The organism is Rhodobacter sp. JA431 (assembly GCF_900217725.1).
GTDB lineage: Bacteria > Pseudomonadota > Alphaproteobacteria > Rhodobacterales > Rhodobacteraceae > Rhodobacter > Rhodobacter aestuarii.
In genome coordinates this window covers 433417-460177 of the sequence record NZ_OBMP01000002.1, presented here as the reverse complement: position 1 = coordinate 460177, position 26761 = coordinate 433417, and the positions used below count along the sequence as shown (strand labels likewise).

The window sequence follows — 26761 nt, the reverse complement described above, 5'->3', positions numbered from 1 at the left end:
GTGCATCGGCACCAAGCGAAATGAAAACGGCGGCCCGAGGGCCGCCGCTTTGCTTTAGTTTCCGATTGGGGCGCCGCCCAAGCCCATGGGGGCGGGGATGCCGAGGCTTGCGCCACCGCCTTGCGGCGGCTGTTGCGGGTTGCCTGTCGGTGCGCCCAGACCCGGCGGCGGACCACCGAGCGAGGGAGCCCCAAGGCTCAGCCCACCGCCCGGCGCGGCCGGTTGCCCACCAATCGGCGGCAGCCCCATGCCACCCGGTGCACCCAGACCACCACCAAGGCCGGGCATCCCGGGCAGGGTGATCTCGACATTGCTCACATCGACGGGATTGCCTTTGTAGTGCATCACCATCTGCGGGAAGGCGATCACCACCGCGATCATCACGATCTGGATGAACACAAACGGAACCGCGCCCCAATAGATTTGCGAGGTCTTCACCGGATCGGTCAGCTGTCCTGTCACCTTATCCACATAAGGATTTTTCGGCGCGACAGAGCGCAGGAAGAACAGGGCAAAGCCAAACGGTGGGTGCATGAACGAGGTTTGCATGTTCACGCCCAAGATCACCCCGAACCAGATCAGGTCGATGCCCAGCTTCTCGGCTGCGGGGGCCAAAAGCGGCACGATGATGAAGGCCAGCTCGAAAAAGTCGAGGAAGAAGGCGAGGAAGAAGACGAGCAGGGAGACAACGATCAAGAAGCCCATCTCACCGCCCGGCAGCGACACCAGCAGGTGTTCCACCCAAAGGTGACCGTTCACCCCGTAGAAGGTGAGCGAGAACACCCGCGCGCCCAAAAGGATGAACATCACAAAGGCAGAAAGCCGGGTGGTGGCGGCAAGCGCCTCGCGCACCACATGCATGCTGAGCCGCTTTTTGACACCCGAGAGGATCAGCGCCCCCACCGCGCCCATTGCGCCACCTTCGGTCGGCGTGGCCACGCCCAAGAAGATGGTGCCAAGTACAAGGAAGATCAGCGCCAGCGGCGGGATCAGCACGATCACCACTTGCTGCGCAAGGCGGCTCATGCGGTTGAGATGCGTGCCTTTGTCGATCAGGGCGATGACATAAATCACCACCACGGCCAAAGCGGCCGCCAGAATATCGGCGTTTGAATCGCGCGCGTCGGGCACATGCAGCCAGTTATAGGTGGCAAAGAAAGTGGCAATGCCAATCGCCAGCACGACGAAAAGCGAGGTGACGCCAGAGCCCAGCGTGCGCGCCTCTTTCGGCAGGGCCGGCATGGCGGCAGGGCGCACAATCGACATCACCGCCACGTAGCCAAGGTAGATGCCCGTCAGCACAAGGCCGGGGATCAGCGCGCCTTTGTACATATCGCCCACCGAGCGGCCAAGCTGGTCGGCCAGAACGATCAAGACGAGCGAGGGCGGGATGATCTGTGCCAGCGTGCCAGAGGCGGCAATCACCCCCGAGGCGATGCGCCGATCATAGCCGTAACGCAGCATGATCGGCAGCGAGATCAGCCCCATCGCGATCACCGAGGCCGCAACAACGCCGGTGGTCGCCGCCAGAAGAGCGCCCACAATAATCACCGCATAGGCAAGCCCGCCGCGCACCGGGCCGAAAAGCTGGCCGATGGTATCCAGCAGGTCTTCCGCCATGCCGGATTTTTCCAGCACGATCCCCATGAAGGTGAAGAAGGGAATGGCTAGGAGTGTCTCGTTACTTAAGACGCCCCAGAACCGTTCTGGCATCGCGTTGAGCAAAGGCCAGCTGAGGTTGATCGAGCCGCCCGAAAGCGGGGCCAGTTCAACACCAATGATGAAGAAGACAAGACCGTTCGCCGCGAGCGAAAATGCCACCGGATAGCCCAGCAGCAAAAACACGATAAGCGAGACGAACATGATCGGTGCCATGTTCGTGGCAATGAGTTCCAAAAGCATCTCAGAGCCCCTCTTCTTCGACCAGCGCCTCGGCAGTGCCGTGGTGACCGGTATAGGTGTGAGGATCTGCAATCAGCCCACGCATGATCGCGATTTTCTTGATGATCTCAGAGATGGCTTGCAAGAAAAGCAGCCCAAAGCCGATCAGCAAGAGTGACTTTGCCGGCCACAAGATCAGCCCGCCCGCGTTCGTGGACATTTCCCCCGATGTGAAGGAGCGCAGCACGAAGGGCGTCAGCATATAAAGCATCAAGCAGATGAAGGGCAGCAGGAAGAAGACATGGCCAAAAAGGTCAATCCAGTGCTGCACCCGGCGCGAGAAGGCGCCATAGACGATGTCGATCCGGATATGCTCGTTTTGCTTGAGCGTATAGGCCGCTGCCAGCAAGAAAGCCGCGCCATACAAATACCATTGTGCCTCAAGCCATGCGTTCGATGAGGTGTTGAACACCTTGCGCACGATGGCGTTGGTGGCCGAAACCAGCACCGCCACCAGAATGAGCCAAGCGACTGACTTTCCGATGACTTCGTTGATGCGGTCGACGGCCCGTGACAGAGCCAGCAAAGCGCCCATCGTCTCCTCCCCTTCCAATGCCCTTTATCCCCATAAGGGGCTGGGCTGTTCCTGCCGGGTGCGCGCAGGAAAAGCAAGGAATTCGGCCCTCGGCGGTTCGATTTCCTGACCAATCTTGCAGAATTTTCGCCTCTAAGTGGTGTCGGGGCACGGCACCGGCCAAAATGGCAGCATCTTCCCTAAGGGCAAAGGGTGCGCCGCAGCGACTCGTTTGTAAACCATGGATGGAAAAGGGCCGAATCGAGCCTGTTTGCCTGTGGGTGACTTGCGAAAATGTCACCGATTTGCCGATCTGCGCAATTTTTGGAACGCTTTACCCTTTGGCGCGACATTATATTCAGTGTTTTGCCGTTGACGCCCCCAAGGGCACCCCCTAATGTCCGCCCCAATAGAGGCGAAAGGATCAGCGATGTTCGCGCTTGTGGTCGTAGTAGGGAATTGGCGCATGGGCCGGTAACGGTTGACCATTTTGGTTCCCATGTGCCCTCGCCGATCACGCGGGGGCTTTTTGTTGGCGAAGGCACGGGGTGAAACGGACCCCGGAAAGGACGGATAAAGATGTCGCGGCAGATGACCGGCGCGGAAATGGTGGTGCAAGCGCTAAAGGATCAGGGGGTCGATACGATCTTCGGCTATCCCGGTGGTGCGGTATTGCCGATCTATGACGCGATCTTTCAGCAAAACGACATCAAGCATATCCTTGTGCGCCACGAACAAGCCGCCGTGCATATGGCCGAGGGGTATGCCCGCTCGACTGGCAAGCCGGGCTGTGTGCTGGTGACCTCTGGCCCAGGCGCCACCAATGCTGTGACCGGCCTCACCGATGCACTGATGGACAGCATTCCTTTGGTGGTCTTTTCGGGGCAGGTTCCGACCTTCATGATCGGCACCGATGGCTTCCAAGAAGCCGATACGATTGGCATCACGCGGGCCTGCACCAAGCATAACTGGCTGGTGAAAGACCCGGCGAAGCTGTCGGAAACGATCCACCAAGCCTTCCATGTCGCGACCTCTGGCCGCCCCGGTCCGGTGCTGGTGGATCTGCCGAAAGACGTGCAATTCGCCTCGGCTGAATATACCGGGCCGAAAACCGCGCGCACCGAGCATTATCAGCCGAAGGTCAAAGGCGATCTGGACGCGATCACCAAGCTCGTTGAGTTGATGGAAAAGGCCGAACGCCCGATCTTTTACACCGGCGGCGGCGTGATCAACTCGGGCACCGGTGCAAGCCAGCTTCTGCGTGAAGTGGTGGATGCGACAGGCTTCCCGATCACCTCGACGTTGATGGGCCTTGGCGCTTACCCGGCCTCCGGCAAGAACTGGCTTGGGATGCTGGGCATGCATGGTCTTTATGAGGCCAACCTCGCCATGCATGACTGCGATCTGATGATCAACCTTGGCGCGCGGTTCGATGACCGCATCACCGGGCGCGTGGCCGATTTCAGCCCGCATTCGATCAAGGCGCATGTCGATATTGATGCCTCGTCGATCAACAAGATCATTCAGGTCGATCTGCCGATCTTGGGCGATATTGGCCATGTGCTGGAAGACCTGCTCAAGGTCTGGAAAGCGCGTGGGCGCAAGGTCAACAAAGAGGGCCTTGGCAAGTGGTGGCAAAAGATCGACGAATGGAAGAAGGTGCGCTGCCTGAGCTACACCAATTCCGACACGATCATTAAGCCGCAATATGCGCTGCAACGGCTTGAGGAACTCACCAAGGGCCGCGACCGCTACATCACCACCGAAGTGGGCCAGCACCAAATGTGGGCGGCGCAATTCTTGGGCTTTGACGCGCCGAACCGCTGGATGACCTCGGGCGGCTTGGGCACGATGGGCTATGGCTTCCCGGCCTCGATCGGGGTGCAAATCGCCCATCCCGAAAGCCTTGTGATCAACATCGCGGGTGAAGCCTCGTGGCTGATGAACATGCAAGAAATGGGCACCTGCACCCAGTTCCGCACCCCGGTGAAACAGTTCATCTTGAACAACGAGCGCCTTGGCATGGTGCGGCAATGGCAAGACCTGCTGCATGGCGGGCGCTATTCGCAAAGCTGGTCGGAAAGCCTGCCGGACTTTGTGAAATTGGCCGAAGCCTTTGGCTGGAAGGGCATTGTGGTCAGCGACCCGAAAGAGCTTGATGACGCGATCATGGAGATGATCGAATACGATGGCCCGGTGCTGTTTGATTGCCTCGTTGAGAAGCATGAAAACTGCTTCCCGATGATCCCGTCCGGCAAGCCGCATAATGACATGCTGCTTTCGGCCGATGCCGAGGCCTTCCGCGGCGGCGCCGCGCTGGTGTGACAGAGCCGGGGGGCGCTGCCCCCCGGACCCCCCGGGATATTTCCGGCAAGATGAAAGATATTCGGAAGGGAGAGGGCACATGGCCGCTCTGAACATCAAAAAAGGCTCCACCAGCCATTCCGCCTATGACCTGCGCGACACCCACTCGGATGTGGAACGCAGCCATACGCTGGCGGTGATTGTGGAAAACGAACCGGGCGTGCTGGCGCGCGTGATCGGGCTGTTTTCGGGTCGGGGCTATAACATCGACAGCCTGACCGTGGCCGAGATCGACCATAAGGGCCACCGCTCGCGCATCACCATCGTGACCCGTGGCACCGAGGCAGTGATTGAGCAAATCCGCGCGCAGCTGGGGCGGATCGTGCCGGTGCATGAGGTGCATGACCTCACCACCGAGGCCTCGGCCGTGGAACGTGAATTGGCGCTCTTTAAGGTCGCCGCCACGGGCGAAAAGCGCGTTGAATCGCTGCGTCTGGCCGATATCTTCCGCGCCAATGTGGTCGATAGCACGCTTGAAAGCTTTGTTTTTGAGATCACCGGCACGTCGGAAAAGATCGACGCTTTTGCGGAACTGATGCGCCCCTTGGGGCTGGTCGATGTTGCCCGCACCGGGGTCGCGGCGCTCGCGCGTGGCGTTGGCAACCTTTAAGCGCCAAGGCTCACCAGAATGCGAGAAGGGGGCCGCTGGCCCCCTTTTTAATGCCCGACGCTATTGCGGATCCGCCGCAGTGCCAGCCAGACAATTGCCACCACAAAGGGCGTGAGCCCCGCGACGGCCATTTCTTTGGAAATGCCCACTTCCTTGGCGATCGGGTAAACGGCATAGGCGGCAAGGCTCACCGCATAATAGCTGATCGCCACAACCGAGAGCCCCTCGACCGTGCGTTGCAGACGCAATTGCAGATCGGACCGGCGGTCCATGCTTTCGAGGAGTTTTTGGTTTTGCGCTTGGCGCGCCACATCGACCCGCGTGCGCAGCAATTCCCCCGCCCGCGCGGCGCGTTCGACCATTGCGTTCAAACGTACCTCAGCCGATTTTACCGTCCGCATCGCCGGGTCATAGCGGCGCATCATGAACTCTTCGAACTTCTGGCGGCCATTGAACCGGCTTTCGCGCAGCACCTGCACGCGGTCATGCACAATCGCCTCATAGGCATTGGTGGCCGAAAACCGGAACGTGTGGGTGACGGCGAGGCTTTCGAGTTCGGTTGAGACTTCAAGCAGGCGATGCAGCGTATCCTCTGCCGGATGAGCATCGTCTTTCATACTATCCACAAGCGCGCTCAGCTCCGGCTCCAGCGCATTGAGCTTGGTGGTGAGTTGGCGCGCGCGGCCAAGGCCCAGCATCGAAACGGCGCGATAGGTTTCTATCTCGCACAGTCGCTGCACAATCCGCCCGATGCGGCCTTGCCCGGTGCCGGGTTTGGCAAAAAGCGCAAAGCGCATCAGCCCCGCCGGGTCGATCCGAAAATCGGTCGCGACAACGGCGGTTTCATCCAAAACCCATGCGCAAACAAGGCTTTCGGGTACGAACCAGCTTTCCACCGCGGGCAAGATTTTCATCGGATCTGCGGGCAGTTCTTCAATCCGGATCGAGACCGCCGCAATCCGCCGCCCCGGCGCGGCTTTCATCCATGCGGGCGGAAAGACCTCGGCCTCTGCCGGGTCAAATGGGCGCTCTGACACGCCGGGCGCATGTGCCAGATAGGTGGTGAATTCGGTGTGGCTTTCCCATTTGAGCACATGGCGGCCAATTTCGCCGGTGTAATGCGTCGCGCCTTCGGGCGGCACAGCCCCGCCCGCGCGGGTCAACAGGTCAACGAGATGGTCATGGTCTTTGCTGCGGTCGCGGTTGGCCGCATCTTTGGGTTCTTTGAACGCCAGATAGATCACATGCGCGGGCGCACCCACCGCCGGAAACGGGCGGGCGTGCAATTCGTTCACCAGCGCATAGCGCAGCGGGTGGTCATCATTGGGGGTCAACGCGGGCCTCCGGTCCGATGCGGGTCAAGTTTCACCTAGCCTAGCATGCGCAGGGGACAAGCAAAAAACGTGTGAGGCTTGGGGCTTGCGGCATAGGGGCGCATGAGACGCGGCGAGAATGGCGCAAATTGCGGGCGTGGTGTTGACCCTTGCGGCGGCTTCGTGCAGCGATGGGGCTCTTGGCTCTGACAGGATTTCCCATGGCGTTCAGTTTCCTACATGCATCCGATTTGCATTTGGGCAAACCCTTTGGCGGCTACCCCGAGGCGATCCGCAACCGCCTGCGCGAGGCGCGCCACGGCGCGATTGCGGCGCTTGCGACGGCGGCAAGGTCTGGGCGCGCGCGTCATGTGCTGCTTGCGGGCGATACCTTCGATGCCGAAACCCCCGCGCCAGAGACCCTGCGCCAAGCGCTTTCGGCGATGGCGGAGGAAGCTGACATTGCTTGGACGCTTCTGCCCGGCAACCATGACAGCTTGGCCGCAACTGAGCTTTGGCGGCGCATTGCTACGGAAGCGCCCGAGAACCTGCGCGTGCTCACCTCGCCCGACCCCATCGTCCTTGCAGGCGGCGTTTATGTGCTGCCCGCGCCGTGCACCCAGCGCCGCCCGGGCCGTGATTTGACCGAGGCAATGTCTGCCCCCACGCCAGAGGGCGCTGTGCGCATCGGGCTGGGCCACGGTGCGATCACCGATTTTTCCGGCGGTGAAAGCTTGGCCGAAGAGGGGGGCGCCGGGATTATTCCGCCCGATCGTGCCGCGCGTTCGGGGCTTGACTACCTTGCCCTTGGCGATTGGCATGGGCAGATGCAGGTCGGGCCGCGCACATGGTATTCGGGCACGCCGGAGCCGGATGGTTTCAAGCATGATCTGGCGGGCGGCGCGCTCTTGGTGAGCCTTGATCGCCCGGGGGATCCGCCTGATGTCACGCCGATGGAAACCGGGCAGCTGCGCTGGCATGGGCTGTCTTTAGAGATGCTGCCGGGGGAAGACACGACGGCGCTTTTGGATCTGATGCTACCCGGATCGCGGCGGCGTAATCACTTGGTCAAGTTGGTGATTTCTGGGCGGCTGCCCTTGGCCGAACGGGCCGCTTTGGAGGCGGAACTGGCCCGGCTTGCGCCCGAATTTGGCTGGTGGGCGGCGGATCTTTCGCGCCTTGGGGTGGAGGCTTTGCCCGAAGACCTGGACCAGATCGACCGCGCCGGGGCTTTGCGCCAAGCGGCCGAGGTGCTTTTGGCGGAAAGCGGGGATTTGGCGCTGTCGCAAGCGGATCGTGACGTGGCGGCGCGCGCGCTTGCCCGGCTTTATGCGCTTTCGCAAGAGGTGCAGGCATGAAACTGCGCGCGATTGAACTCTCCAACATCCGCCGCTTCGCGGGGCAACGTGCGCGGCTCTCTGGGCTGGGCGATGGGCTCACGGTGCTCTCTGAGCCCAATGAATTTGGCAAATCCACCTTTTTCGACGCGCTGCATGCGGTGTTTTTTGAACGTCATCGGGCCTCTGGCGCGGCGGTGAAAAGCCTGCGCCCACATGCGGGGGGCGCGCCGGAAGCCAGCGTTGAGGTGGAATTGCCCACGGGGCGTTACACGATCTTCAAACGCTGGCTCTCGCGTCCGCAAGCGCGCATCACCGAGGCGGGCGGGCGGATCATCGCGCAAGATGATGAGGCAGAGGCGTGGATTGAAGCGCTGATGCAAGATGGCGCCGGGTCTGGCGGGCTTGCGGGGCCGTCTGGTCTTGTCTGGGTGCGCCAAGGGCTGTTGGGGCTTGAACCCGAGGGCACGAGTGCAGACGAAAGACGCGCCCGCGAACGCGGGCTCAACACCCGGCGCGATTTGCTCTCGTCCGTGGCGGGCGAGATCGAGGCGATGACCGGCGGGCGGCGCATGGATGCCGTTGTGGCGCGGGTGGTTGAAGATCTCGCCCCCTTGGTCACCGCGACCGGTAAGCCGAAATCGGGCGGCGCTTGGGCGACAGCCTTGGCGGAGGTGGAAAGCCTTGCCAAAGAAATTGCCGAGTTGCGCCCCAAAGCCGAGCGTCTTTCTGGCGATTTGGCGCGGCGTGGTGAGGTGCAACGCCAGATCGCGCGGCTCACCGACCCGGCGGAAGCGCAGGCCCGTGCGGAGGCGGTGAAGGCCGCGAAAGCCGCCTATGAGGCCGCGCAGGCCCATGCCGCGCAATTGGCCCAAAGTGAAACCGCCCTGCGCCTTGCGCAAAACGAGGAAGCGGCGGCAAACGGAGAGATTTCGCGTCTCACCCAGCTTCAAGCGCGGCTCACAGAGTTGGCGCAAGCGCGCGATGCGGCAGAGACAAAAGCCGAAGCGGCGCGCCAAAGGGCGGAAGAGCTTGCTGGGCGCGAGGGGGCCGCGCGGCAAAAGGCAGAGGCCAGCGCGCATATTTTGCGGGACTTGCGCGCGCGTCTTGGTGCCGCGCAAAAGGCGCAGCTTGCCCGCGCGGCTGCGGCGCGCGCCGAGGCGCTGGCAGGCCAAGTCAAACGCGCCGAGAGCCTGCAACAAGAGGCCGAGCAGATCACCGCGAAATTGGGGTTGATGCGGATCTCGCCCAAAGCGCTGCAAGCGGCGGAAGAGGCGCAAGCGGCGCTGGATCGCTTGACCGTTCAGGCGGAATTGCAAGCGGTGCAGATCAGCGCCCACCCCACGGGCGGGGGCCAAGCGCTGCTGGAGGGCGTGCCTTTGGGGGCGGGGCCGCATCCGGTGCTTGCGGCCTGCGAGATCACCTTGCCGGGCTTTGGCAGTCTGTATCTGGACCCCGGCGCCAAGCGCGGCGCGGAAACCGCGCAAAGGTTGGATCAGGCGCGGGGCGCGCGCGATGCGGCGCTGGCCGCTTGTGGGGCAGAAAGCCTGTCTGCGGCGCGCCACTTGCTGAACGAGGCGCAAAGGTTGCGCGAGGCGCTCAAGCAAATCACCGCCAGCTTGGCCGATGTTGCGCCCAAAGGGGCGGAATCTTTGCGCGCCGATCTGGCCCGCGCGCAGGCAGAGGCTACGCAGGCACCGCAACAGGGGGCGGAGGAAGATATTCCCGCGCTGGAAGTGGCCCTTGCCCAAGCCGACGAAGCGGCGAGCACGGCGCAAGCCGAGGCCCGCACGGCGCAAGACCTTGCCAGCACCGCGCGCGAGGCGCGGGCCGGGGCGGAGGCCGCGCGGCTCGCCCAAAAGCAAGCGCATGAGGCCGCGCAGCAAGAGGCGGGCGATCCGCAAGTTTTGGCCGAACGGCTTGCTGCGCTACGGGCGGAGCTGCCGAAACGCGCGCAAGCCACGGCGGAAAAGGCGCAAGCACATCAGGTTCTTACCGCCGCCGCCCCCGATCTTGCGACCGCCGAGGCACGGCTTGCCCGTGCCACCAGCGCGGCCGAACAAGCGCGCCAAGAGGTGGAAGAGGGCCGCCGCCATCTGGCCGAACTCGACACCCGCATCAGCGTTTTGGCCGAAGAAGGGATTGAGGAGCGCTTGGCCGATCTGGAAGGCCGTCACCAAGAGGCCGAGGCCCGTGCGGGGCGTTACGAGGGCGAGGTGAAAGCGCTGATCCGGCTGCGCGTGGCGCTTGAGGCGGCGCGCAGTGCCGCGCGGGAGGCCTATTTTGAGCCGGTGATGCGCGAGTTGAAGCCGCTTCTGTCGATCCTGCATCCGGGGGCGGAGATCGAGATTGATGATCAAACGCTTCTGCCATCAATCCTGACCCGCGAGGGGGAGGCGGAATCGCTCGATATTCTTTCCGGTGGCACGCGCGAGCAATTGGCGATCCTGACCCGGCTTGCTTTCGCGCGGCTTTTTGCGCAGGCGGGGCATCCGGTGCCGGTGATTTTGGACGATGCTTTGGTGATGAGCGATGATGACCGGATCGAGGCGATGTTCACCGCGCTGCATCGTGTGGCGCGCGATCAGCAGATCATCGTCTTTACCTGCCGCCAACGCGCCTTTGCCCAATTGGGCGGGGCGAAAGCGCAGGTCACGGTGGAGGCGCTTTAAAAAAGGCGCGGCCCGAGGGTTCCCCGGGCCGACCTGTTTAGCCTTTCAACGCGGCCGCATGATGGGCGATGTGATCGCCGATGAAGCTTGCGATGAAATAATAGCTGTGGTCATAGCCCGGCTGGCGGCGCAGCGTCAGCGGATGGCCCAGGCGCTCGGCCTCGGCAGCAAAGATCTCGGGCTTAAGCTGATTTTCCAAGAACGGGTCCGCCTCGCCTTGGTCAATCAGCACCGGAAGCCGCTCGGAAGCGCCCGCCAAAAGCGCGGTCGCATCCCACTCGGCCCAAGTGGCGCGATTTTCGCCCAAGTAAGCGGTGAAGGCTTTCTCGCCCCACGGCACTTGAGTGGGCGCGACAATCGGCGAAAAGGCCGAGACGGCGGCATAGCGACCGGGGTTTTTCAGCGCGATGGTCAAAGCACCATGCCCGCCCATCGAATGCCCCATGATCGAGCGTTTGTCGGAGGCCGGGAATTCCGCCTCGATCAGCTTGGGCAGTTCTTCGGTGATGTAATCGTACATCTTGAAGTGCTGCGCCCAGGGGTCTTGCGTGGCGTTGAGGTAGAACCCCGCGCCTTGGCCTAGATCATAAGCCTCATCATCGGCCACATCCGCGCCACGGGGCGAGGTGTCGGGTGCCACCAAAATCACCCCATGCTGGGCGGCAAATTGTTGCGCGCCCGCTTTGGTGATGAAGTTTTGCTCGTTACAGGTCAGCCCCGACAGCCAATAGATCACCGGCAGCCGCTCCCCCGCCGCATGGGCGGGGGTAAAAACGGCAAAGCTCATCTCACAGCCCAGCACCTCGGATGCGTGCTTCCAGACCGTTTGCGCGCCGCCAAAGCAGGCGTGCGATTCAAGCCGTTCCATCTGCGCAGCCTCAGAACTTGATGACCGAACGGATCGACTTGCCTTCATGCATCAGATCGAAGGCGGTGTTGATCTCGTCAAGCGGCATGGTGTGGGTGACAAAGGGGGCCAGTTCAATCTCGCCCTTCATCGCATCTTCGACCATGCCCGGAAGTTGCGTGCGGCCCTTCACCCCGCCAAAGGCGGTGCCCATCCATTTGCGGCCGGTGACCAGTTGGAACGGACGGGTGGAGATTTCTTGCCCCGCCCCGGCCACGCCGATGATCACCGATTGGCCCCAGCCACGATGCGCACATTCGAGCGCCGCGCGCATCACGTTCACATTGCCAATGCACTCAAAGCTGTGGTCCACGCCCCAGCCGGTCATTTCCACAATCACTTGCTGGATCGGCTTGTCATAGTCTTTCGGGTTCACGCAATCGGTGGCGCCGAATTGCTTGGCCAGTTCAAACTTCTCGGGGTTGGTGTCGATGGCGATGATCCGGCCCGCTTTCGCTTGGCGCGCGCCTTGGATGACGGCCAGACCAATGCCGCCCAAGCCAAAGACGGCGACGCTGTCGCCCGCTTCCACCTTGGCGGTGTTGTGCACCGCGCCAATCCCCGTGGTCACGCCGCAGCCCAACAGGCAGACATGTTCGTGGTTGGCGTGTTCGTTGATTTTGGCCAAGGAGACTTCGGCCACAACGGTGTATTCCGAGAAGGTCGAGCAGCCCATGTAGTGGTAGATCGGCTCGCCATTGTAGGAAAAGCGGGTGGTGCCATCGGGCATCAGGCCTTTGCCTTGGGTGGCGCGCACGGCGACGCAGAGGTTGGTTTTGCCCGATTTGCAGAATTCGCATTCGCCGCATTCGGCGGTGTAAAGCGGAATGACGTGATCGCCCGGTTTCACCGAGGTGACACCTTCGCCGACCTCAACCACGACGCCCGCGCCTTCATGGCCCAAAACGGCGGGGAAGACACCTTCCGGGTCATCGCCCGAGAGGGTGAAGGCATCGGTGTGGCACACGCCCGTGTCGGTGATGCGGATCAGCACTTCACCCTTTTTCGGCGGGGCAACGTCGATTTCGACGATTTCAAGCGGTTTGCCGGGGGCAAAGGCAACGGCGGCACGAGATTTCATGAGGGGCTCCCTTCGGGTTACTTGAGATAGCTGCGCACAAGCGCCAGCAGTTCCTTGGTTTTCGCGCCCCCATCTCCCTCGGGGGCACCGAATTCATCGCGGACATGGGCTTCCAGCACTTCGGCCATCAGCCCATTCATCGCGCCACGGGTGGCGGCGATTTGCTGCAAAATCGGCGCGCAGGGCGCACCGCTTTCCAACGCACGTTCCAGCGCCTCACATTGGCCTTTGATCCGGCGCACCCGCGCAAGAATGCGTTTCTTGTCGTCCGGATTGTTGGGCATGAGGGGCTCCCGTGTCGTATACTCGGGTATAGTATATTTTCGAGCGGTCAGCGCAACCGGAAAATACCGAAAGCCTAGCAGAGGCGGAGAAGGGCGCCGCACCTCAGAGGGTGAGGGATGCTGTTCTTTTGCGTTTGTGAAGGCGGCACAAGGGGGGCGCGGGATCAGCCAAACAAGATCAGATGCGAGCGCAAGATCGCATAGATCGTCACCGCGCCAAAGGCGGCAAAGCCCGCCATCGCCCAAAGCGTGAGCCACTTCAGCACCGGGGGCAGGGGGGCGCGCAGGCTATCCCGGCGCTTGAACGGGGCCACCGCGCCCAACCCAAGCGCGAGCGCGGTTGCGCCAAAAAGCGGGATGTAGAACGCGTAGCCAATATAGCCGTATTCGCGCTGCAAGATGCAAAACGGGCAATGGTGGTTGGGGTTTTCATAGATGTAGAGCGAAATCACCGAGATGATCGCGGTCATCGCTACGGCAAAAAAGCCCGCCCCCGCTAGCGCAAAGGCGCCATGCCCGCGCCCGGTTTTGGCGGCATAGGCGCCAAGGCCCAACACCAAAGCCTCGGCCCCCGCCAAAGCCCAAAGCGCAAGCGCCGGATCAACGGCGGCCATCTCATCGGAGAGCCCCGCATTCGCCGGGGTGAACAGCTTCGAGCAGCAAGAGGTGATCACATCGGTTTTGAGGCCAAGGTAATAGGTCAGCTCCAGCCCGCCCGCCAACAGCACCAAAGGCGCAATCGCCAGCACCAGCGCATATTTGGCGCGTGTCAGCGGATAGTCGCGGCCAAGCCGGTCCACATGGTCGATCACCAGCCAAACGGCGGCGGCAAAGAAGACCCCGATCTTGGCGTAAAGCGCGGGAAAGCCATAAGCGTTGACGTTGAGCGTGCCCACCGCGCACATCGCGCCAACGAACAGGGCCGCCATCCGGTCCGCGTTGAAAACGAAAAGAAACAGCGCCACCGCCTCGGCCAGCATCACCATGGCAAACAGGGTCGAGATGAGTTCGGTACGCCGCTCCATCACCAATTGCGCGCGGCTGCCAGAGGCCAGATCCCAGTGCCGCAACACGCGTTGCCCAAACCACGCCGCGCCTAAGGCCACCAAAATGGCAAGGGCAGAAACCAAGAGCAGCGTTAGGATGGGCGTGCGGAAGATCATCCCCGCACCTCGACCACTTGGCCATCGCGCATCTCGACCACGGCGGTCACGGCACTGGCGGCGATGATCCGCGGGTCATGGCTTGTCAGGATCACGGTTTTGCCCTCATCCCGCAGCCCGGCGACAATATCCAAAAACCGATGCGTGAGCGCGGTATCAAGGTTGGCGGTTGGCTCATCGGCAATCAGCACCGGGGCATCGTTGACCAAGGCGCGCGCAATCGCGGCGCGCTGCGTTTCGCCGCCCGACAGCACCTCAACCGGCATCAAGGCTTTCTCGGCCAGACCCAAAGCCTCAAGCCGCATCATCGCGCGGGCTTGCACGGTTTTTGGCTCTTCGCCCAAGGGGGCGGCGGGCAGCATAACATTATCCAACACGCTCAAGCCGCGAATGAGGTTGAAGCGCTGGAACACAAAACCAAATTTCACGCGCCGCAACTCGGTCAAGAACCGCTCGGGCAGGCCCGAGACCGGCTCCCCATCCAGCGTGATCCGCCCGGTGGTGGGGCGCGCCATGCAGCCCACAAGGCTCAACAGCGTGGTCTTGCCCGAACCCGAGGGGCCCATGAACACCGTCACCCCCTCGCGCGCGATATCAAGCGTGACGCTGCGCAGCGCGGCCACCTCATTCGGGCGGCCCTCGTTATAGGTTTTGGAGACATCGGAGAGAGAGATCATCGCATCACCGCATCGGGGTCGGCACTCGCCGCGCGCCACACCGGCACCACGGTCGCGGCGGCATAGGGAAGCACGGTCAAAAGGAAAAGCGTCACCAGTTGCGCGCCGTCAATCACCGGGGCAAGCGCAAAGTCCGGGTAGATCACCGCCCAGCCCTTCAGCACCGGGGCAAAGAGTGACGCGCCAAACCAAAACACATGCGCATAGGCGGCCACAGCGCCGAGCAAAAACGCGCCGACCGAGACGAGCCCGCCTTCCCAAAGCTTCATCGCAATCACATCGCGCGTATCCCAGCCGATCGCTTTCAAAATGCCAATCTCGCGCGCTTCCTCGGCAGAAAGGCCCGAGGCTTTATCGGCCGCAAAAATCGCAAAAGCGAGCATCGCCATCGCGCCAAGGGCGACCATAAGCCCCTCGCGCCAATCAAACAGCTTCATATAGGTGCGGGCAATATCATCGCGGCTGACAAAGCGTTCATCGGGCATGAGGCTCGTGGCTTTGTCGATGATCGTGGCAAGCTCATTGGCGTTGCGCACCCGCGCGGCGATATCGGTATAACCCCCTTCGGGGACCGAGAAGAAGGCGCGGAAATCGGCCTCGTTCATCAGCAAGAGATCGGCGGTCAAAAGCGCGGAATCGCTGCTGTAGATCTGTGCAATATCAAAGCGGTTCAGATCACCCTGCTTGCGGCTTAGGAACAGCGGCGCGCCCTCCCAATCGAGCCCGCGCGCGCGGGGAATGCCTTCGCCTACAATCACCTGACCGGGAGGCGGCATCTGCCCGCCATCGGGCACCATCACCGTGTAATTCGCGCCGCTGACCCGGTCGTAATAATAGCCCCAAAGCCGCCCACGCACTTTGGAGACGCCGCGAATGCTTTCCAGCTCCGCAATCCGGTCTTCAGAGATCATCCCCTGACGGCCAAGGCTCAGGTGCTGCACAATCAAATCGGGCGCACCTTCCAAAGCCGCGCTCGCCTCATGCCGCAGCGCCGAAGCGAAGAACATGGCTGAGGCAAGCAAAAACACCACGAGCGAGAACACGCCCACAAGGGCAAGGTTCTTCACCTTGCGCCGTCCCAAAGCGGCGAGCGTGTAATCGGCGAGCGCGCGCTGGCGGCGCAGCGCTTTCATTGCGTGACCTCCTGCGGCGCAAACCCAAGCTTGGCCGTGCCCCAAGGGCCAGCGGGCGGCACGAAAGAGCCCGAGGGGAAATGTTCAAAACTGCCCGGCGCATCTTGGAAGGCCGAGGCATTATCGGCCAGCGCAGGGTGGCGGGTGTAGCGCGCCTCGGTGAAAAGCGCCAAATCGCTAAGCCCCAAATCGCGCACAATCTCGCGGTTGGCGGCGATCCGGGCCGCTTCGCGTGGCGCGGTGGAAAGCGCATGCACCGCCTGCGCGGCCCCTAAGGCGAGCAATAGGCCAAGGGCCGTGAAAACCGGGGTCGAGGGGCGGCGGTAAGGGCGCGGTTGGCTCACTCGAATGCGCCTTCATCAAGCTTGAAGGGCAGATCGGGCGTGACCTCGTCAAAACGCAAAAGCCGCTGGCCCTTATGGTCGGCCATGAAATCCGTGGCATCCGCATCCGAAGCAAGCGGCACAAATTCATGCCCCATGGGCCCGAGCACATCTGACCCCACAGCATAAACCGCTTCGCGCGCATCGACGAGGGCAACCTCGTAATAATCGCTCACTCCCATGCCGGTGATTTGCTCGCGCGTGCGGCCCGTGGCGTATTTGCCGGGGTCATGCAGGAATTTGAAGAAATCCTTCGCGCCATCAAAATGGACCGCTTCGCCATCGGCAAATTGGATTGTGGCCACCCAATCGGGGTAGCGGGCGACGAACATCCCGCAAACGGGGCAGGTGTCGCGCGGGCCGGGCGGCGGCAGGTCGATCGCGGTGGCTTTGGCGCGCGCGGCACGCGGCGCAAGGGGCAGGGCGGATGCGCCCAAAAGCAGCGCCAAAGTGGTGCGGCGGTTCGGGCGAGAGATGGTGCACATACGCGTTCCTCCTGAACCGGCCACGCCCTCGCAGGCGCGGCCAGCCATGTGATGGTGTCAGTTGCCCGCGGGCATTTCCATGCCCATCTGCTTGCGTTTTTCGCCGCGCCGCTTGCGGATGGCGAGCGTGTCTTTGGCCATATCCAAATAGGCCAAAGTCAGCGCTTCTTCAAAAGTCGCGGTCTTCGCACCTTTGCTCGCCGCCTCCTCGGCTTTGGCCGCATCGGCATAGGCCCATTTGGAGACCGCCGTCATCGTGCCGGGTTTGGCCGGGTCAATCACATAGGTCATCGCGGCGGTATCGGCGAGCGGTTTCACTTCGCCCTCGGCCCCGGCATCGCCCGCATAAATCGCCTTCGGCCCCGCATCCATATTGAGCGACAGCGAGATCGCCGCGCAATGCAGCGAGCAAGTGCCATCCACCGTGTCATTGCCATAAACGATCAGGTGGCGGCTGTGCGAATACATCTGCCGCATCATCCCGCAATAGGGGCAGCGCGGGTATTTGGCGAATTCGTCGTTCAGCGGATCGGTGTCGTGTTTCAAAAACCGGGTGAGCCCGTTTTCATCGGTCCATTGCATCGGGCTGACGGGCTTTTCGCCGGGGCTCATCGCCATTTCGGCATGCGCGGCGGCGGCCCCGAGGCTCGCAAAGGCGGCACCGGTGGTGGTGGTCAAAAGAAAATCGCGACGGTTCATGGAAATCTCCAAAATTTGGCTGAAAAGCGCCCAAGGGCGCAGGGTCTGGCTGAGACAAGAAAGCCTTTGCTGCACCGGCAACGCGGGACGCTGCGCACCGGTGCAACGGGCCTTACGCGGCCGGTGGTGCGCGGATCAGGCCAGAGCGGCGCGGCGCCGCGATAATGTCAAAGGGTATAAAAAGCGCAGTTTCTGCAACGGCTTGCAGCGTGAAATTGGGTGTGGGTGCCACCGCCCCCGTGGGCGCATCAAAGCTGCACACACCCGCGCTGGAACAAACCGCGCAATCGCCGTGGCTGGTTGGGCTGGGCAGGCTTTGGCCCGGTGCGGTGACCATCTTGCCAGTGGCGGGGTCGTAAAGCGCGATCCCTTCGCCGGTGCAGATTTGCAAGAACCCAAGCCGTTCGCCGGGCGTGACCGAGCCCATCGCATGAACCGCAGAGGCGCCCAGATGTTCAGCAAAGAACACCACCTGCACCAGCATCGCCAAAACCGCGAGCGCGCGCAGCACAGGGCTGCGAGACGGGCGCGAGGGGGCATGGCGGGCAGATCTCAAAGGGGCGGTCTTTCCGGGCGGCACGGTTTCGCGGCAGGTTCACCGCAGTTGGTTAAAAAAGCAACACCCTTCGCGGGACTTGCGGCGCGAAGCTGCGACATTTTCACCGCGCTAGCCGCTGCGTCCGCGCCTTTCCTTGACCGAAATCAAATCTGCCCCTCTGGCATGCGGGCGCGGCGCAGGCTAGAGCAGGGGCAGGAGACCCCCATGACCCCCAGTTCCACCGCCGCATTTGCTGGTTTTCGTCTTGGCCTTGGCCTGATTTTGGCAATTGGCGCGCAAAACGCCTTTGTGCTGCGCCAAGGGCTGCGGCGCGAGCATGTCTTTGCGGTGGCGTTGTTTTGTGCCGCCTCGGACGCGCTTTTGATCGCGCTCGGCGTTTCTGGCATGGGGACGCTTTCCAACCTTGCGCCTTGGGTGGCGGAGGCTTTGCGCTGGGGCGGCGTAGCCTTTCTCACTTGGTATGGTATGCGTGCAGCACTGGCCGCATGGCGTGGCGGGGAACGGCTTGAGGCAGGCGCGGGCGCGGCGCCCACGTTGCGCAGCGTGATGGTAACGGTCGCCGCACTCACTTGGGCGAACCCGCATGTTTGGCTTGATACGGTGGTGCTTTTGGGCGCGGTCTCGGCGCAGTTTCCGGGGCAGGGTTTGGCCTTTGGCGCGGGGGCGGTTTGCGCCTCTTTCATCTTCTTCTTTGCGCTCGCTTATGGGGCGCGGTTGCTCGCCCCGCTTTTCGCCAAACCTATCGCTTGGCGGGTGCTTGATGCGCTTGTCGCGCTCATCATGTTTTCGGTGGCGCTGAAGCTCGCGCTTTCGCCGCTGTAACGGGCACAATCGCGCACTTGCCAAGTGCCGGGCCGCACCGCAGAAAGAGCCATGACTTCTGCCCCTGCCGCCCCCGAAAAAAACGCCATGAAACCCGCAGCCAAACCTGCCCAAGACCGCCCGCTTGCCGGGCTTTTGTGGATGCTGGGCACCACGCTAAGCTTCACGGCAGTCAATGTGATCGTGCATTACCTCGGCTCCAACCTGCCCGCGACGCAAACCTCTTTTGTACGGTTTGCTTGGGGCTGGGTTTTTGTGGCCCCGGCGCTTTGGCATATTTTGCACATGAAGCTCTCGCCCAAGGTCTGGGGGCTGTTTGGCCTGCGCGGCCTGTTGCAGGCGATTGCGGTTTTGATGTGGTTTTACGCGATGGCGCGCATTCCGATCGCCGATGTGACGGCGATTGGCTATCTCAACCCGATTGTGGTGAGCCTTGGCGGCGCGCTTTTGCTCGGCGAGGGCTTTGCCTGGCGGCGCGGTGTGGCTGTGGTGGTGGCGCTCATCGGGGCGCTGGTGATCTTGCGACCCGGCATGCGCGCGATTGAGCCGGGCCATGTGGCGCAGCTTGGCGCGGCCTTCTTCTTTGGCCTCTCCTATCTGATGATGAAGCGGCTTTCGGGCCTAGCCCCCGCCACGGTGGTGGTGGCGCTGATGACGGTGGTGGTCACGCTCTGCCTCGCGCCGCTCGCCGTGCTCAATTGGCAGCCGATGACATGGTCGGAAAACCTTTGGCTCGGCGCGACCGCCTTGTTTGCCACTTTGGGGCATTATTGCATGACCCGCGCCTTTGCCTGTGCGCCGGTCACGGTCACGCAGCCGGTGGTGTTCTTGCAACTCGTTTGGGCGTCGAGCGCGGGCTATGTGCTCTTTGGCGAGGCGCTTGATCCGTTTGTCTTCTTGGGCGCGGCGATGATCGTGGGCGCGGTGAGCTATATGGCGTGGCGCGAAGCGGTGATCAAACGGCGCAAGGCCGCCCAGCAAAGCTAAAGAAAAGGCCCCTCGCAAGGGGCCTTTGTTTTTGGTGTTGGGGTTGGCTTATTCCGCCGCCTGCGCGCCGCGCGGATCAATCAGCCGCCCAATCACCCCCTCGCGGGTGATTTTGCGGCCATCGCTCAGCGCCACGGCGGGCACATGGCGCAATAATTCCATGATCTCGATCACCGGCAGCGACGGGTCGACCGGCGCGCCCTCTGCGGTGCCGGGTTCCGCCACATCGCCCGCAGTCAGCACACCGAGCGGGTTCATATGCGCCACGAAATCCTCGACATAATCATTGACCGGGTTGGCGATGATGTCGCGCGCGGTGCCGCATTGCACGATCCGCCCGCCTTCCATCAAAGCGATCCGGTTGCCGATCTTGAACGCCTCATCCAGGTCGTGAGACACAAAAACGATGGTGCGTTTGAGCGTGGATTGCAGTTCCAAGAGCTCATCTTGCAGCTTTGCGCGAATGAGCGGATCAAGCGCCGAGAAGGGTTCATCCATCAACAAAATCGGTGCTTCGGTCGCAAAGGCGCGAGCCAAGCCGACCCGCTGCTGCATCCCGCCCGAAAGCTCGCCCACTTTGCGGTCTGCCCAGTCTTCCAAATGGACAAGCTGCAATTGCGCATCCACCCGGTCGCGCCGCTCGGCCTTAGACATGCCGCCAAGCTCAAGCCCAAGGCCCACGTTTTCACGCACGGTGCGCCACGGCAGCAGGCCAAATTGCTGAAACACCATCGCCACACGGCTCAGCCGGATGCGGCGCAAGGTTTGTGCATCGGCATGGGTGACATCAACCAGCCCATTGCCGTCGCACACCTCCACCTTACCACGGCAGACCGGGTTGAGCCCGTTCACCGCGCGCAAAAGCGTGGATTTGCCCGAGCCCGAAAGCCCCATCAGCACCAAAATCTCGCCCTCGGCCACATCAAGCGAGCAGTTATGCACGCCCAAAACTTGGCCGGTTTGCGTTTGGATCTCGCCGCGCGACTGGCCCGCATCCATCAAGGGCAAAGCCCGCGCGGGATGATCGCCAAAAACGATCGAGACATTGTCAAACCGCACCGCAACGCCTGCGGTTTTGGCGGGGGTCATTTCCATGTTCATTTCTTGCCCCCCATGCGCAGCATCCGGTCAAGGATGATGGCCACCACGACGATGATCATCCCCGCTTCAAAGCCAAGCGCGGTATTGACCGAGTTGAGCGCGCGCACCACCGGCACCCCAAGCCCGTTCGCACCCACAAGTGCGGCAATCACCACCATCGACAGCGACAGCATGATCGTTTGGTTGAGCCCCGCCATGATCTGCGGCAGCGCATAGGGAAGCTCGACCTTCCACAACACTTGGCGCGGCGTGGCACCAAAAGCGCGCGCAGCCTCCAAAAGCGCTTGCGGCGTGGTGGAGACACCAAGATGCGTAAGCCGGATCGGTGCAGGCAGCACAAAGATCACGGTCGAGATCAGCCCCGGCACCATGCCGATGCCAAAAAACACAATGGCGGGAATAAGATAGACGAAGGTGGGCAGGGTTTGCATCAGGTCCAGCACCGGCTGCATCGCCATGTAAAGGCGCGGGCGATGCGCTGCCGCAATCCCAATCGGCACGCCAACAGCCATGCAAACCACACAGGCGGAAAGCACGAGCGTGAGGCTTTCCATCGTGGGCTTCCAATAGCCTTGGTTGAGGATGTAGAGGAACCCGGCCAGAACCAACAAAACCATTTGCCACTTGCGCTGGGTGACCCATGTCAGCGCGCAAAACAGCGCGACGATCACCAGCGGCGGCGGCGTTTGAAGCAGCCACAAGATCCCGTCGATCAGGGCCTGCATCAGTGCGGAAAGCATATCGAAGAAGCCCGAGGCATTCTCCTTGAACCAGTCGAAGACGTGTTTTGCCGTCTTGCCGACCGGGAGTTTGTGGTCCGTCAGCCACTCCATGTGGGGGGAGCTCCTTGCTCTGGTGCCGTTCCCCGGGGGCTTCGGGGAACGGCTTTGTCTCTTGGCGCTTAGTTCAGCGCTTCGGTCACGGCGGCCAGCGCATCACCACCATCTTTGGTGGTCACGCCGTCAAGCCACGGGCCCAGCACATCCGGGTGCGCCGACAGCCACGCTTTGGCGGCCTCATTCGGGTCTTCGCCGTCATTGAGGATCGCGCCCATGATCTCGTTTTCCATCGCGAGCGAAAACTCAAGGTTTTCCAGAAGTTTGCCAACATTCGGGCATTCCGCCACATAGCCCGCGCGCACGTTGGTCGCGACTTCGGCCCCACCAAAGTTCGGGCCAAAGAAATCATCGCCGCCCGCCAAATAGGTCATGTCGAAATTGGCGTTCATCGGATGCGGTTCCCAGCCAAGGAAGATCACCGGCTTGCCCGCTTTATCGGCGCGCTCGACCTGCGCGAGCATCCCTTGCTCGGAGCTTTCCACCACTTCAAAGCCCTCAAGGCCAAAAGCATTGGCGGTGATCATATCCATGATCAGACGGTTGCCATCGTTGCCGGGCTCAATGCCGTAAATCTGGCCATCCAGATCATCTTTATGCGCAGCGATATCGGCAAAATCCGTGATCCCGAGCGCGGCGCCAGCGGCATTGGTGGCCAGCGTATATTTCGCGCCAACAAGGTTCGTGCGCACGGTTTCAACGCTGCCATCTTCGCGATAGGGGGCAATATCGGCCTCCATCGTCGGCATCCAGTTGCCCAAGAACACATCCACATCGCCGCCCGAAAGCGCGGTGTAGGTGACCGGCACCGAGAGCAGTTTCACATCGGTTTCATAGCCAAGCGCATCAAGCACGGTGACGGTGGCGGCGGTGGTCGCGGTGATGTCGGTCCAGCCCACATCCGAAAATACGACCTTGCCGCAATCGGCAGAGGCGGGCAGCGCGAGCGTCAGGCTTGCCGCACCAGCAAGAAGGACAGAGCGAAGGGTCATCAGGGTCTCCCATGTGTTGCCCGGTTCCGGGTCAGACGTTTTTTGTTGATTGACGAGTCAATAAACTTTCAGGTAGCTCCAGAATGCAAGAGATTTCTTTGACGGAGTCGCAAAACACATGCCGAAGCTTGGGGCAGAGCCTATTCGACGGGCAGCCTTGGTGAAAGCCACGATTGAAACCGTGGGGGAGGCCGGGTCGCTGGAGGTGACGGTCGCGCAAATCGCGCGGCGCGCGGGCATGTCTTCGGCCTTGGCGCATCATTACTTCGGTTCAAAAGAGCAAATCTTTCTGGCCGCGATGCGCGCGATTCTGACCCTTTACGGGGCCGAGGTGCGCGGCGCATTGGCCACCGCCGACACGCCCGAAAGCCGCTTGCGCGCGATTGTGGCGGGCTCTTTCGCGCAGGGCAGCTTTCGGCGCGAAACGATCTCGGCTTGGCTTAACTTCTATGTGCTCGCGCAAACCAACCCGCAGGCGCATCGGCTCTTGCGGATCTATCAGCGCCGGCTGCGCTCGAACCTGCGGCACGAATTGCGCCCGTTGGTGGGGGCGCGTGCGCAGGCCGTGGCGCGTGGCTTGGGGGCTATGATCGACGGCGTCTATATTCGTGCAGCGCTGGCTGACGATGCGCCAGACCGAGACTATGCCCTTGATATCGTGAATGAATATATCGACCGTGAACTGGAGGGGACGCCATGAAGGCCCAACCGAAAGCCAGCCATTTCATTGATGGCAAATGGCATGAAGACAGCGCAGGCGAGGTGATCGAGGTCACCTATCCCGGCACGGGCGAGGTGATTGCGCGGCTGCATGCGGCCACGCCCGCCGTGGTGGATGCGGCGATTGCTTCGGCAGAACGTGCGCAAAAAGACTGGGCGCGGATGCAGCCGGTGGAACGGGGCCGCATTTTGCGCCGCGCGGTGGATATCATCCGCGACCGGGGGGCGGAGCTTGCGCATCTTGAAACGCTCGACACCGGCAAGCCGATCCAAGAGACCGAAGTGGCCGACTGGCCCTCGGGTGCCGATGCGTTGGAATATTTCGCCGGGCTTGCGCCGACGCTAACGGGCGAGACCATCCCCTTGGGCGGCGATTTCGCCTATACGATCCGCGAGCCTTTGGGGGTTTGCGTGGGCATTGGCGCGTGGAACTACCCCAGCCAAATTGCCTGCTGGAAGGCGGCGCCGGCGCTTTCGACCGGCAATGCGATGGTGTTCAAGCCCTCCGAAATCACGCCCTTGGGGGCACTGAAACTGGCCGAGATTTTCATTGAGGCGGGCATGCCTGCGGGTGTGTTCAACGTGGTGCAGGGGCGCGGCGCGGTGGGCGCGGCGCTTTCAACTGATCCGCGCGTCGCCAAGGTCTCGCTCACCGGCTCTGTGCCGACGGGCGAAAAGGTCTATGCCGCCGCCGCGGCGGGCATGAAGCATGTGACGATGGAACTGGGCGGCAAATCACCGCTGATCATTTTCGACGATGCGGATCTGGAAAGTGCGATTGGCGCGGCGATGCTGGCGAACTTCTATTCCTCGGGCCAAATCTGTTCGAACGGCACCCGCGTCTTTGTGCAAAAGGGCATCAAAGAGCGGTTCCTCGCGCGGTTGGCCGAGCGCACCGGCACGATCCTCGCGGGCGACCCGCTCGATCCGGCCACGCAATTTGGCCCGCTGATCACTGCGGACCAGCATGTGAAGGTGATGTCTTACATTGCCAAGGGCAAGGAAGAGGGCGCGCGGCTTATTTGCGGCGGCGCGGCGGGCAATGAAGGCCCGCTGTTTGTGCAGCCCACGGTCTTTGCCGATGTTACGGATAGCATGACCATCGCGCGCGAAGAGATTTTTGGCCCGGTGATGGCGGTGCTTGATTTTGAGACCGAGGAAGAGGCGATCGCGCGCGCCAATGACACGCAATTTGGCCTCGCCGCCGGGGTCTTCACCGCAGACCTCGCGCGCGGGCATCGGGTGATTGGCCAGTTGGAGGCGGGCACCTGCTGGATCAACGCCTATAACCTGACCCCGGTCGAAATGCCCTTTGGTGCGGTTAAAGCCTCGGGCCTTGGGCGCGAAAACTCGAAAGCGGCGATCGAGCACTACACGCAGGTGAAGTCGGTCTATGTCGGCATGGGCCCGGTCGATAGCCCCTATTGAGCCAACCGCCGGGGGCTTTGCCCCGGACCCCCAGGATATTTGTCGCAAGATGAAAGAGCACGATATGGAAGCGGATTATGTGATCGTTGGGGCGGGCTCGGGCGGCTCGGCGCTGGCCTATCGGCTCTCGGAAGCGGGCAAAAAGGTGGTGATCATCGAGCATGGCGGCTCCGACTGGGGGCCATTCATCCAGATGCCTGCGGCTTTGTCTTACCCGATGAATATGGGGCTTTATGATTGGGGCATGTCCACCGAGCCGGAGCCGCATCTGGGCAACCGCCGCTTGGTCACGCCGCGCGGCAAGGTGATTGGGGGCTCCTCTTCGATCAATGGCATGGTCTATGTGCGCGGCCATGCGCGCGACTTTGACCATTGGGCGGAGCAGGGCGCAAGCGGCTGGTCCTATGCCGATGTGCTGCCCTATTTCAAACGGCAAGAAAACTGGCATGGCGAGGATGATGGCGCCGATGCGGCTTGGCGCGGCCATCAAGGCCCGCTGCATGTGTCGCGCGGGCCCCGTGAAAACGTACTGTTTGAGCATTTCATCCAAGCGGGCGCGGCAGCGGGCTACCCGGTGACGATGGATTATAACGGCGAGCAGCAAGAAGGCTTCGGCCCTATGGAGGCGACGATCTGGCAAGGGCGGCGCTGGTCCACCGCCAATGCCTATCTGCGCCCGGCGCGCAAAAACGGCAATCTTGAGATCGTGCGCGGGCTTGCGCGCAAGGTGGTGATTGAAAATGGCCGCGCCGTCGGCGTGGAATATGAGCGCAAGGGTGAAGTGAAGGTGCTGCGCGCGCGGGCCGAGGTGGTGCTGGCTGCCTCGTCGCTCAACACCCCGAAGCTCTTGATGCTTTCGGGCATTGGCGATGCCGAGCATCTCAAGGCACATGGCATTGAGGTTTTGGCCCATCGCCCCGGCGTTGGGGCGAACCTACAAGACCACCTTGAAATTTATATGCAATTTGCCGCGCGAGAGCCGGTGACCTTGTTCAAATACTGGAACCTGTGGGGCAAGATCACCGTCGGGGCGCAGTGGCTTTTCACCAAAAACGGGCTTGGTGCCTCGAACCAGTTTGAGGCTTGCGGGTTCATCCGCTCCGACAAGGGCGTTGAATATCCCGATATTCAATACCACTTCCTGCCGCTTGCCGTGCGCTATGATGGCAAGGTCGCCGCCGAGGGGCATGGCTTCCAAGTGCACACCGGGCCGATGCGGTCGAAATCGCGCGGCAAGGTCACCCTGCGCAGCGCCAACCCGGCAGACAATCCGGTCATTCGCTTCAACTATATGTCTCACCCCGATGATTGGGCCGAGTTCCGCAAAGTGGTGCGGCTCACGCGCGAGATTTTTGCCCAAGCGCCGATGCAACCGCATGTGAAGCACGAAATCCAGCCCGGCACGGATCTGCAAACGGATGAGCAGATCGACAGTTTCATTCGCGACCATGCCGAAAGCGCCTATCACCCCTGTGGCACCGCGCGGATGGGCCGGGCCGATGATCCGATGGCGGTGGTGGACCCGGAGGGCCGCGTGATTGGGGTGGAGGGGTTGCGCGTCGCTGATAGCTCGATCTTCCCGCGCATCACCAATGGAAACCTCAATGGCCCCTCGATCATGGTGGGGGAAAAGGTCGCCGACCATATTCTGGGCCGTCGTTTGCCGGCGGAAAACGTCGAACCGTGGATCAACCCGAACTGGCAAACCGCGCAGCGTTAACGCTACATCTTGCGGTTGTGTTGAGTTTGGCCA

Annotated in this window: 25 protein-coding genes; 9 read left to right on the top strand and 16 right to left on the bottom strand. The window is 62.1% G+C overall.

The features are described from left to right. Positions 1 to 54 precede the first annotated feature (54 nt). Positions 55 to 1902, bottom strand: a complete 1848-nt coding sequence (locus CRO18_RS05910; protein ID WP_097081402.1) for a TRAP transporter large permease subunit — start codon at positions 1900 to 1902, stop codon at positions 55 to 57. 1 nt (position 1903) lies between these two features. Next, the gene (locus CRO18_RS05905; RefSeq protein WP_076483223.1) at positions 1904 to 2476 is read right to left on the bottom strand and encodes a TRAP transporter small permease subunit; all 573 of its coding nucleotides are present in this window, start codon (positions 2474 to 2476) and stop codon (positions 1904 to 1906) included. 558 nt (positions 2477 to 3034) lie between these two features. Between CRO18_RS05905 and CRO18_RS05900 the strand changes: the two genes are divergently transcribed. Both CRO18_RS05900 and ilvN read left to right on the top strand, forming a co-directional pair. Beyond that, positions 3035 to 4780 (top strand): acetolactate synthase 3 large subunit, encoded by a 1746-nt coding sequence (locus CRO18_RS05900; RefSeq protein ID WP_097081401.1) that lies wholly within the window; start codon positions 3035 to 3037, stop codon positions 4778 to 4780. A gap of 79 nt (positions 4781 to 4859) precedes the next feature. Further along, positions 4860 to 5429: an acetolactate synthase small subunit gene (gene ilvN / locus CRO18_RS05895; RefSeq protein ID WP_076483225.1), complete on the top strand. Its 570-nt coding sequence runs from the start codon at positions 4860 to 4862 to the stop codon at positions 5427 to 5429. A gap of 47 nt (positions 5430 to 5476) precedes the next feature. On the opposite strand, the gene CRO18_RS05890 is transcribed toward ilvN, so the two are convergent. Next, positions 5477 to 6763, bottom strand: a complete 1287-nt coding sequence (locus CRO18_RS05890; RefSeq protein WP_097081400.1) for a DUF3422 family protein — start codon at positions 6761 to 6763, stop codon at positions 5477 to 5479. Positions 6764 to 6963: 200 nt separating this feature from the next. Between CRO18_RS05890 and CRO18_RS05885 the strand changes: the two genes are divergently transcribed. Together CRO18_RS05885 and CRO18_RS05880 are read left to right on the top strand one after the other, a co-directional pair. Then, the gene (locus CRO18_RS05885; protein WP_097081399.1) at positions 6964 to 8100 is read left to right on the top strand and encodes a metallophosphoesterase; all 1137 of its coding nucleotides are present in this window, start codon (positions 6964 to 6966) and stop codon (positions 8098 to 8100) included. Continuing rightward, positions 8097 to 10751: an ATP-binding protein gene (locus CRO18_RS05880; protein ID WP_097081398.1), complete on the top strand. Its 2655-nt coding sequence runs from the start codon at positions 8097 to 8099 to the stop codon at positions 10749 to 10751. The genes CRO18_RS05885 and CRO18_RS05880 overlap by 4 nt, the downstream gene beginning before the upstream one ends. 37 nt (positions 10752 to 10788) lie before the next feature. Here the strand turns inward: CRO18_RS05880 and fghA are convergent, their stop codons facing one another. The 10 genes from fghA to CRO18_RS05830 all read right to left on the bottom strand — a co-directional run bounded on the left by fghA (position 10789) and on the right by CRO18_RS05830 (position 18074). Further along, positions 10789 to 11619: an S-formylglutathione hydrolase gene (gene fghA, locus CRO18_RS05875; RefSeq protein ID WP_097081397.1), complete on the bottom strand. Its 831-nt coding sequence runs from the start codon at positions 11617 to 11619 to the stop codon at positions 10789 to 10791. A gap of 10 nt (positions 11620 to 11629) precedes the next feature. Beyond that, positions 11630 to 12739 (bottom strand): S-(hydroxymethyl)glutathione dehydrogenase/class III alcohol dehydrogenase, encoded by a 1110-nt coding sequence (locus CRO18_RS05870; protein ID WP_097081396.1) that lies wholly within the window; start codon positions 12737 to 12739, stop codon positions 11630 to 11632. A gap of 17 nt (positions 12740 to 12756) precedes the next feature. After that, the gene (locus tag CRO18_RS05865) at positions 12757 to 13023 is read right to left on the bottom strand and encodes a metal/formaldehyde-sensitive transcriptional repressor (RefSeq protein WP_097081395.1); all 267 of its coding nucleotides are present in this window, start codon (positions 13021 to 13023) and stop codon (positions 12757 to 12759) included. A 164-nt stretch (positions 13024 to 13187) separates the two neighbouring features. Then, positions 13188 to 14186 (bottom strand): hypothetical protein, encoded by a 999-nt coding sequence (locus CRO18_RS05860; protein ID WP_097081394.1) that lies wholly within the window; start codon positions 14184 to 14186, stop codon positions 13188 to 13190. Continuing rightward, positions 14183 to 14863: an ABC transporter ATP-binding protein gene (locus CRO18_RS05855; protein ID WP_097081393.1), complete on the bottom strand. Its 681-nt coding sequence runs from the start codon at positions 14861 to 14863 to the stop codon at positions 14183 to 14185. Before CRO18_RS05855 ends, CRO18_RS05860 begins: the two co-directional genes overlap by 4 nt. Further along, positions 14860 to 15996 (bottom strand): ABC transporter permease, encoded by a 1137-nt coding sequence (locus CRO18_RS05850; RefSeq protein ID WP_097081392.1) that lies wholly within the window; start codon positions 15994 to 15996, stop codon positions 14860 to 14862. The genes CRO18_RS05855 and CRO18_RS05850 overlap by 4 nt, the downstream gene beginning before the upstream one ends. Beyond that, a complete protein-coding gene (locus CRO18_RS05845; protein WP_097081391.1) occupies positions 15993 to 16340 on the bottom strand; it encodes a hypothetical protein in 348 nt (115 codons plus the stop codon). Before CRO18_RS05845 ends, CRO18_RS05850 begins: the two co-directional genes overlap by 4 nt. Then, positions 16337 to 16864 (bottom strand): nitrous oxide reductase accessory protein NosL, encoded by a 528-nt coding sequence (locus tag CRO18_RS05840; RefSeq protein WP_097081390.1) that lies wholly within the window; start codon positions 16862 to 16864, stop codon positions 16337 to 16339. Before CRO18_RS05840 ends, CRO18_RS05845 begins: the two co-directional genes overlap by 4 nt. A 57-nt stretch (positions 16865 to 16921) precedes the next feature. Further along, positions 16922 to 17563 carry a nitrous oxide reductase accessory protein NosL gene (locus tag CRO18_RS05835; protein ID WP_143128599.1) on the bottom strand — a complete coding sequence of 214 codons (642 nt, stop codon included), beginning with the start codon at positions 17561 to 17563 and terminating at the stop codon, positions 16922 to 16924. Positions 17564 to 17675: 112 nt separating this feature from the next. Further along, a complete protein-coding gene (locus CRO18_RS05830; protein ID WP_170952566.1) occupies positions 17676 to 18074 on the bottom strand; it encodes a hypothetical protein in 399 nt (132 codons plus the stop codon). A gap of 252 nt (positions 18075 to 18326) precedes the next feature. On the opposite strand from CRO18_RS05830, the gene CRO18_RS05825 reads away from it, so the two are divergent. Further along, the gene (locus CRO18_RS05825) at positions 18327 to 18944 is read left to right on the top strand and encodes a LysE/ArgO family amino acid transporter (RefSeq protein ID WP_076483236.1); all 618 of its coding nucleotides are present in this window, start codon (positions 18327 to 18329) and stop codon (positions 18942 to 18944) included. A 51-nt stretch (positions 18945 to 18995) separates the two neighbouring features. Next, positions 18996 to 19931: a DMT family transporter gene (locus tag CRO18_RS05820; protein WP_249275995.1), complete on the top strand. Its 936-nt coding sequence runs from the start codon at positions 18996 to 18998 to the stop codon at positions 19929 to 19931. 48 nt (positions 19932 to 19979) lie between these two features. Here the strand turns inward: CRO18_RS05820 and choV are convergent, their stop codons facing one another. The 3 genes from choV to CRO18_RS05805 all read right to left on the bottom strand — a co-directional run bounded on the left by choV (position 19980) and on the right by CRO18_RS05805 (position 22860). Further along, entirely contained in the window at positions 19980 to 21020 is a 1041-nt protein-coding gene (choV, locus tag CRO18_RS05815) for a choline ABC transporter ATP-binding protein (RefSeq protein WP_097081566.1), read from the bottom strand. 8 nt (positions 21021 to 21028) lie between these two features. After that, on the bottom strand, positions 21029 to 21865 hold the full coding sequence (gene choW / locus CRO18_RS05810) for a choline ABC transporter permease subunit (RefSeq protein WP_076483237.1): 837 nt from the start codon (positions 21863 to 21865) through the stop codon (positions 21029 to 21031). A 68-nt stretch (positions 21866 to 21933) separates the two neighbouring features. Beyond that, complete coding sequence (locus tag CRO18_RS05805; protein ID WP_097081387.1) at positions 21934 to 22860, bottom strand: choline ABC transporter substrate-binding protein; 927 nt, start codon at positions 22858 to 22860, stop codon at positions 21934 to 21936. A 118-nt stretch (positions 22861 to 22978) separates the two neighbouring features. Between CRO18_RS05805 and betI the strand changes: the two genes are divergently transcribed. The 3 genes from betI to betA all read left to right on the top strand — a co-directional run bounded on the left by betI (position 22979) and on the right by betA (position 26728). After that, positions 22979 to 23560 (top strand): choline-responsive transcriptional repressor BetI, encoded by a 582-nt coding sequence (betI, locus tag CRO18_RS05800; RefSeq protein ID WP_076483239.1) that lies wholly within the window; start codon positions 22979 to 22981, stop codon positions 23558 to 23560. After that, complete coding sequence (betB, locus tag CRO18_RS05795; protein WP_097081386.1) at positions 23557 to 25008, top strand: betaine-aldehyde dehydrogenase; 1452 nt, start codon at positions 23557 to 23559, stop codon at positions 25006 to 25008. Before betI ends, betB begins: the two co-directional genes overlap by 4 nt. A gap of 64 nt (positions 25009 to 25072) precedes the next feature. Continuing rightward, entirely contained in the window at positions 25073 to 26728 is a 1656-nt protein-coding gene (gene betA / locus CRO18_RS05790) for a choline dehydrogenase (RefSeq protein WP_097081385.1), read from the top strand. Positions 26729 to 26761: the final 33 nt, after the last annotated feature.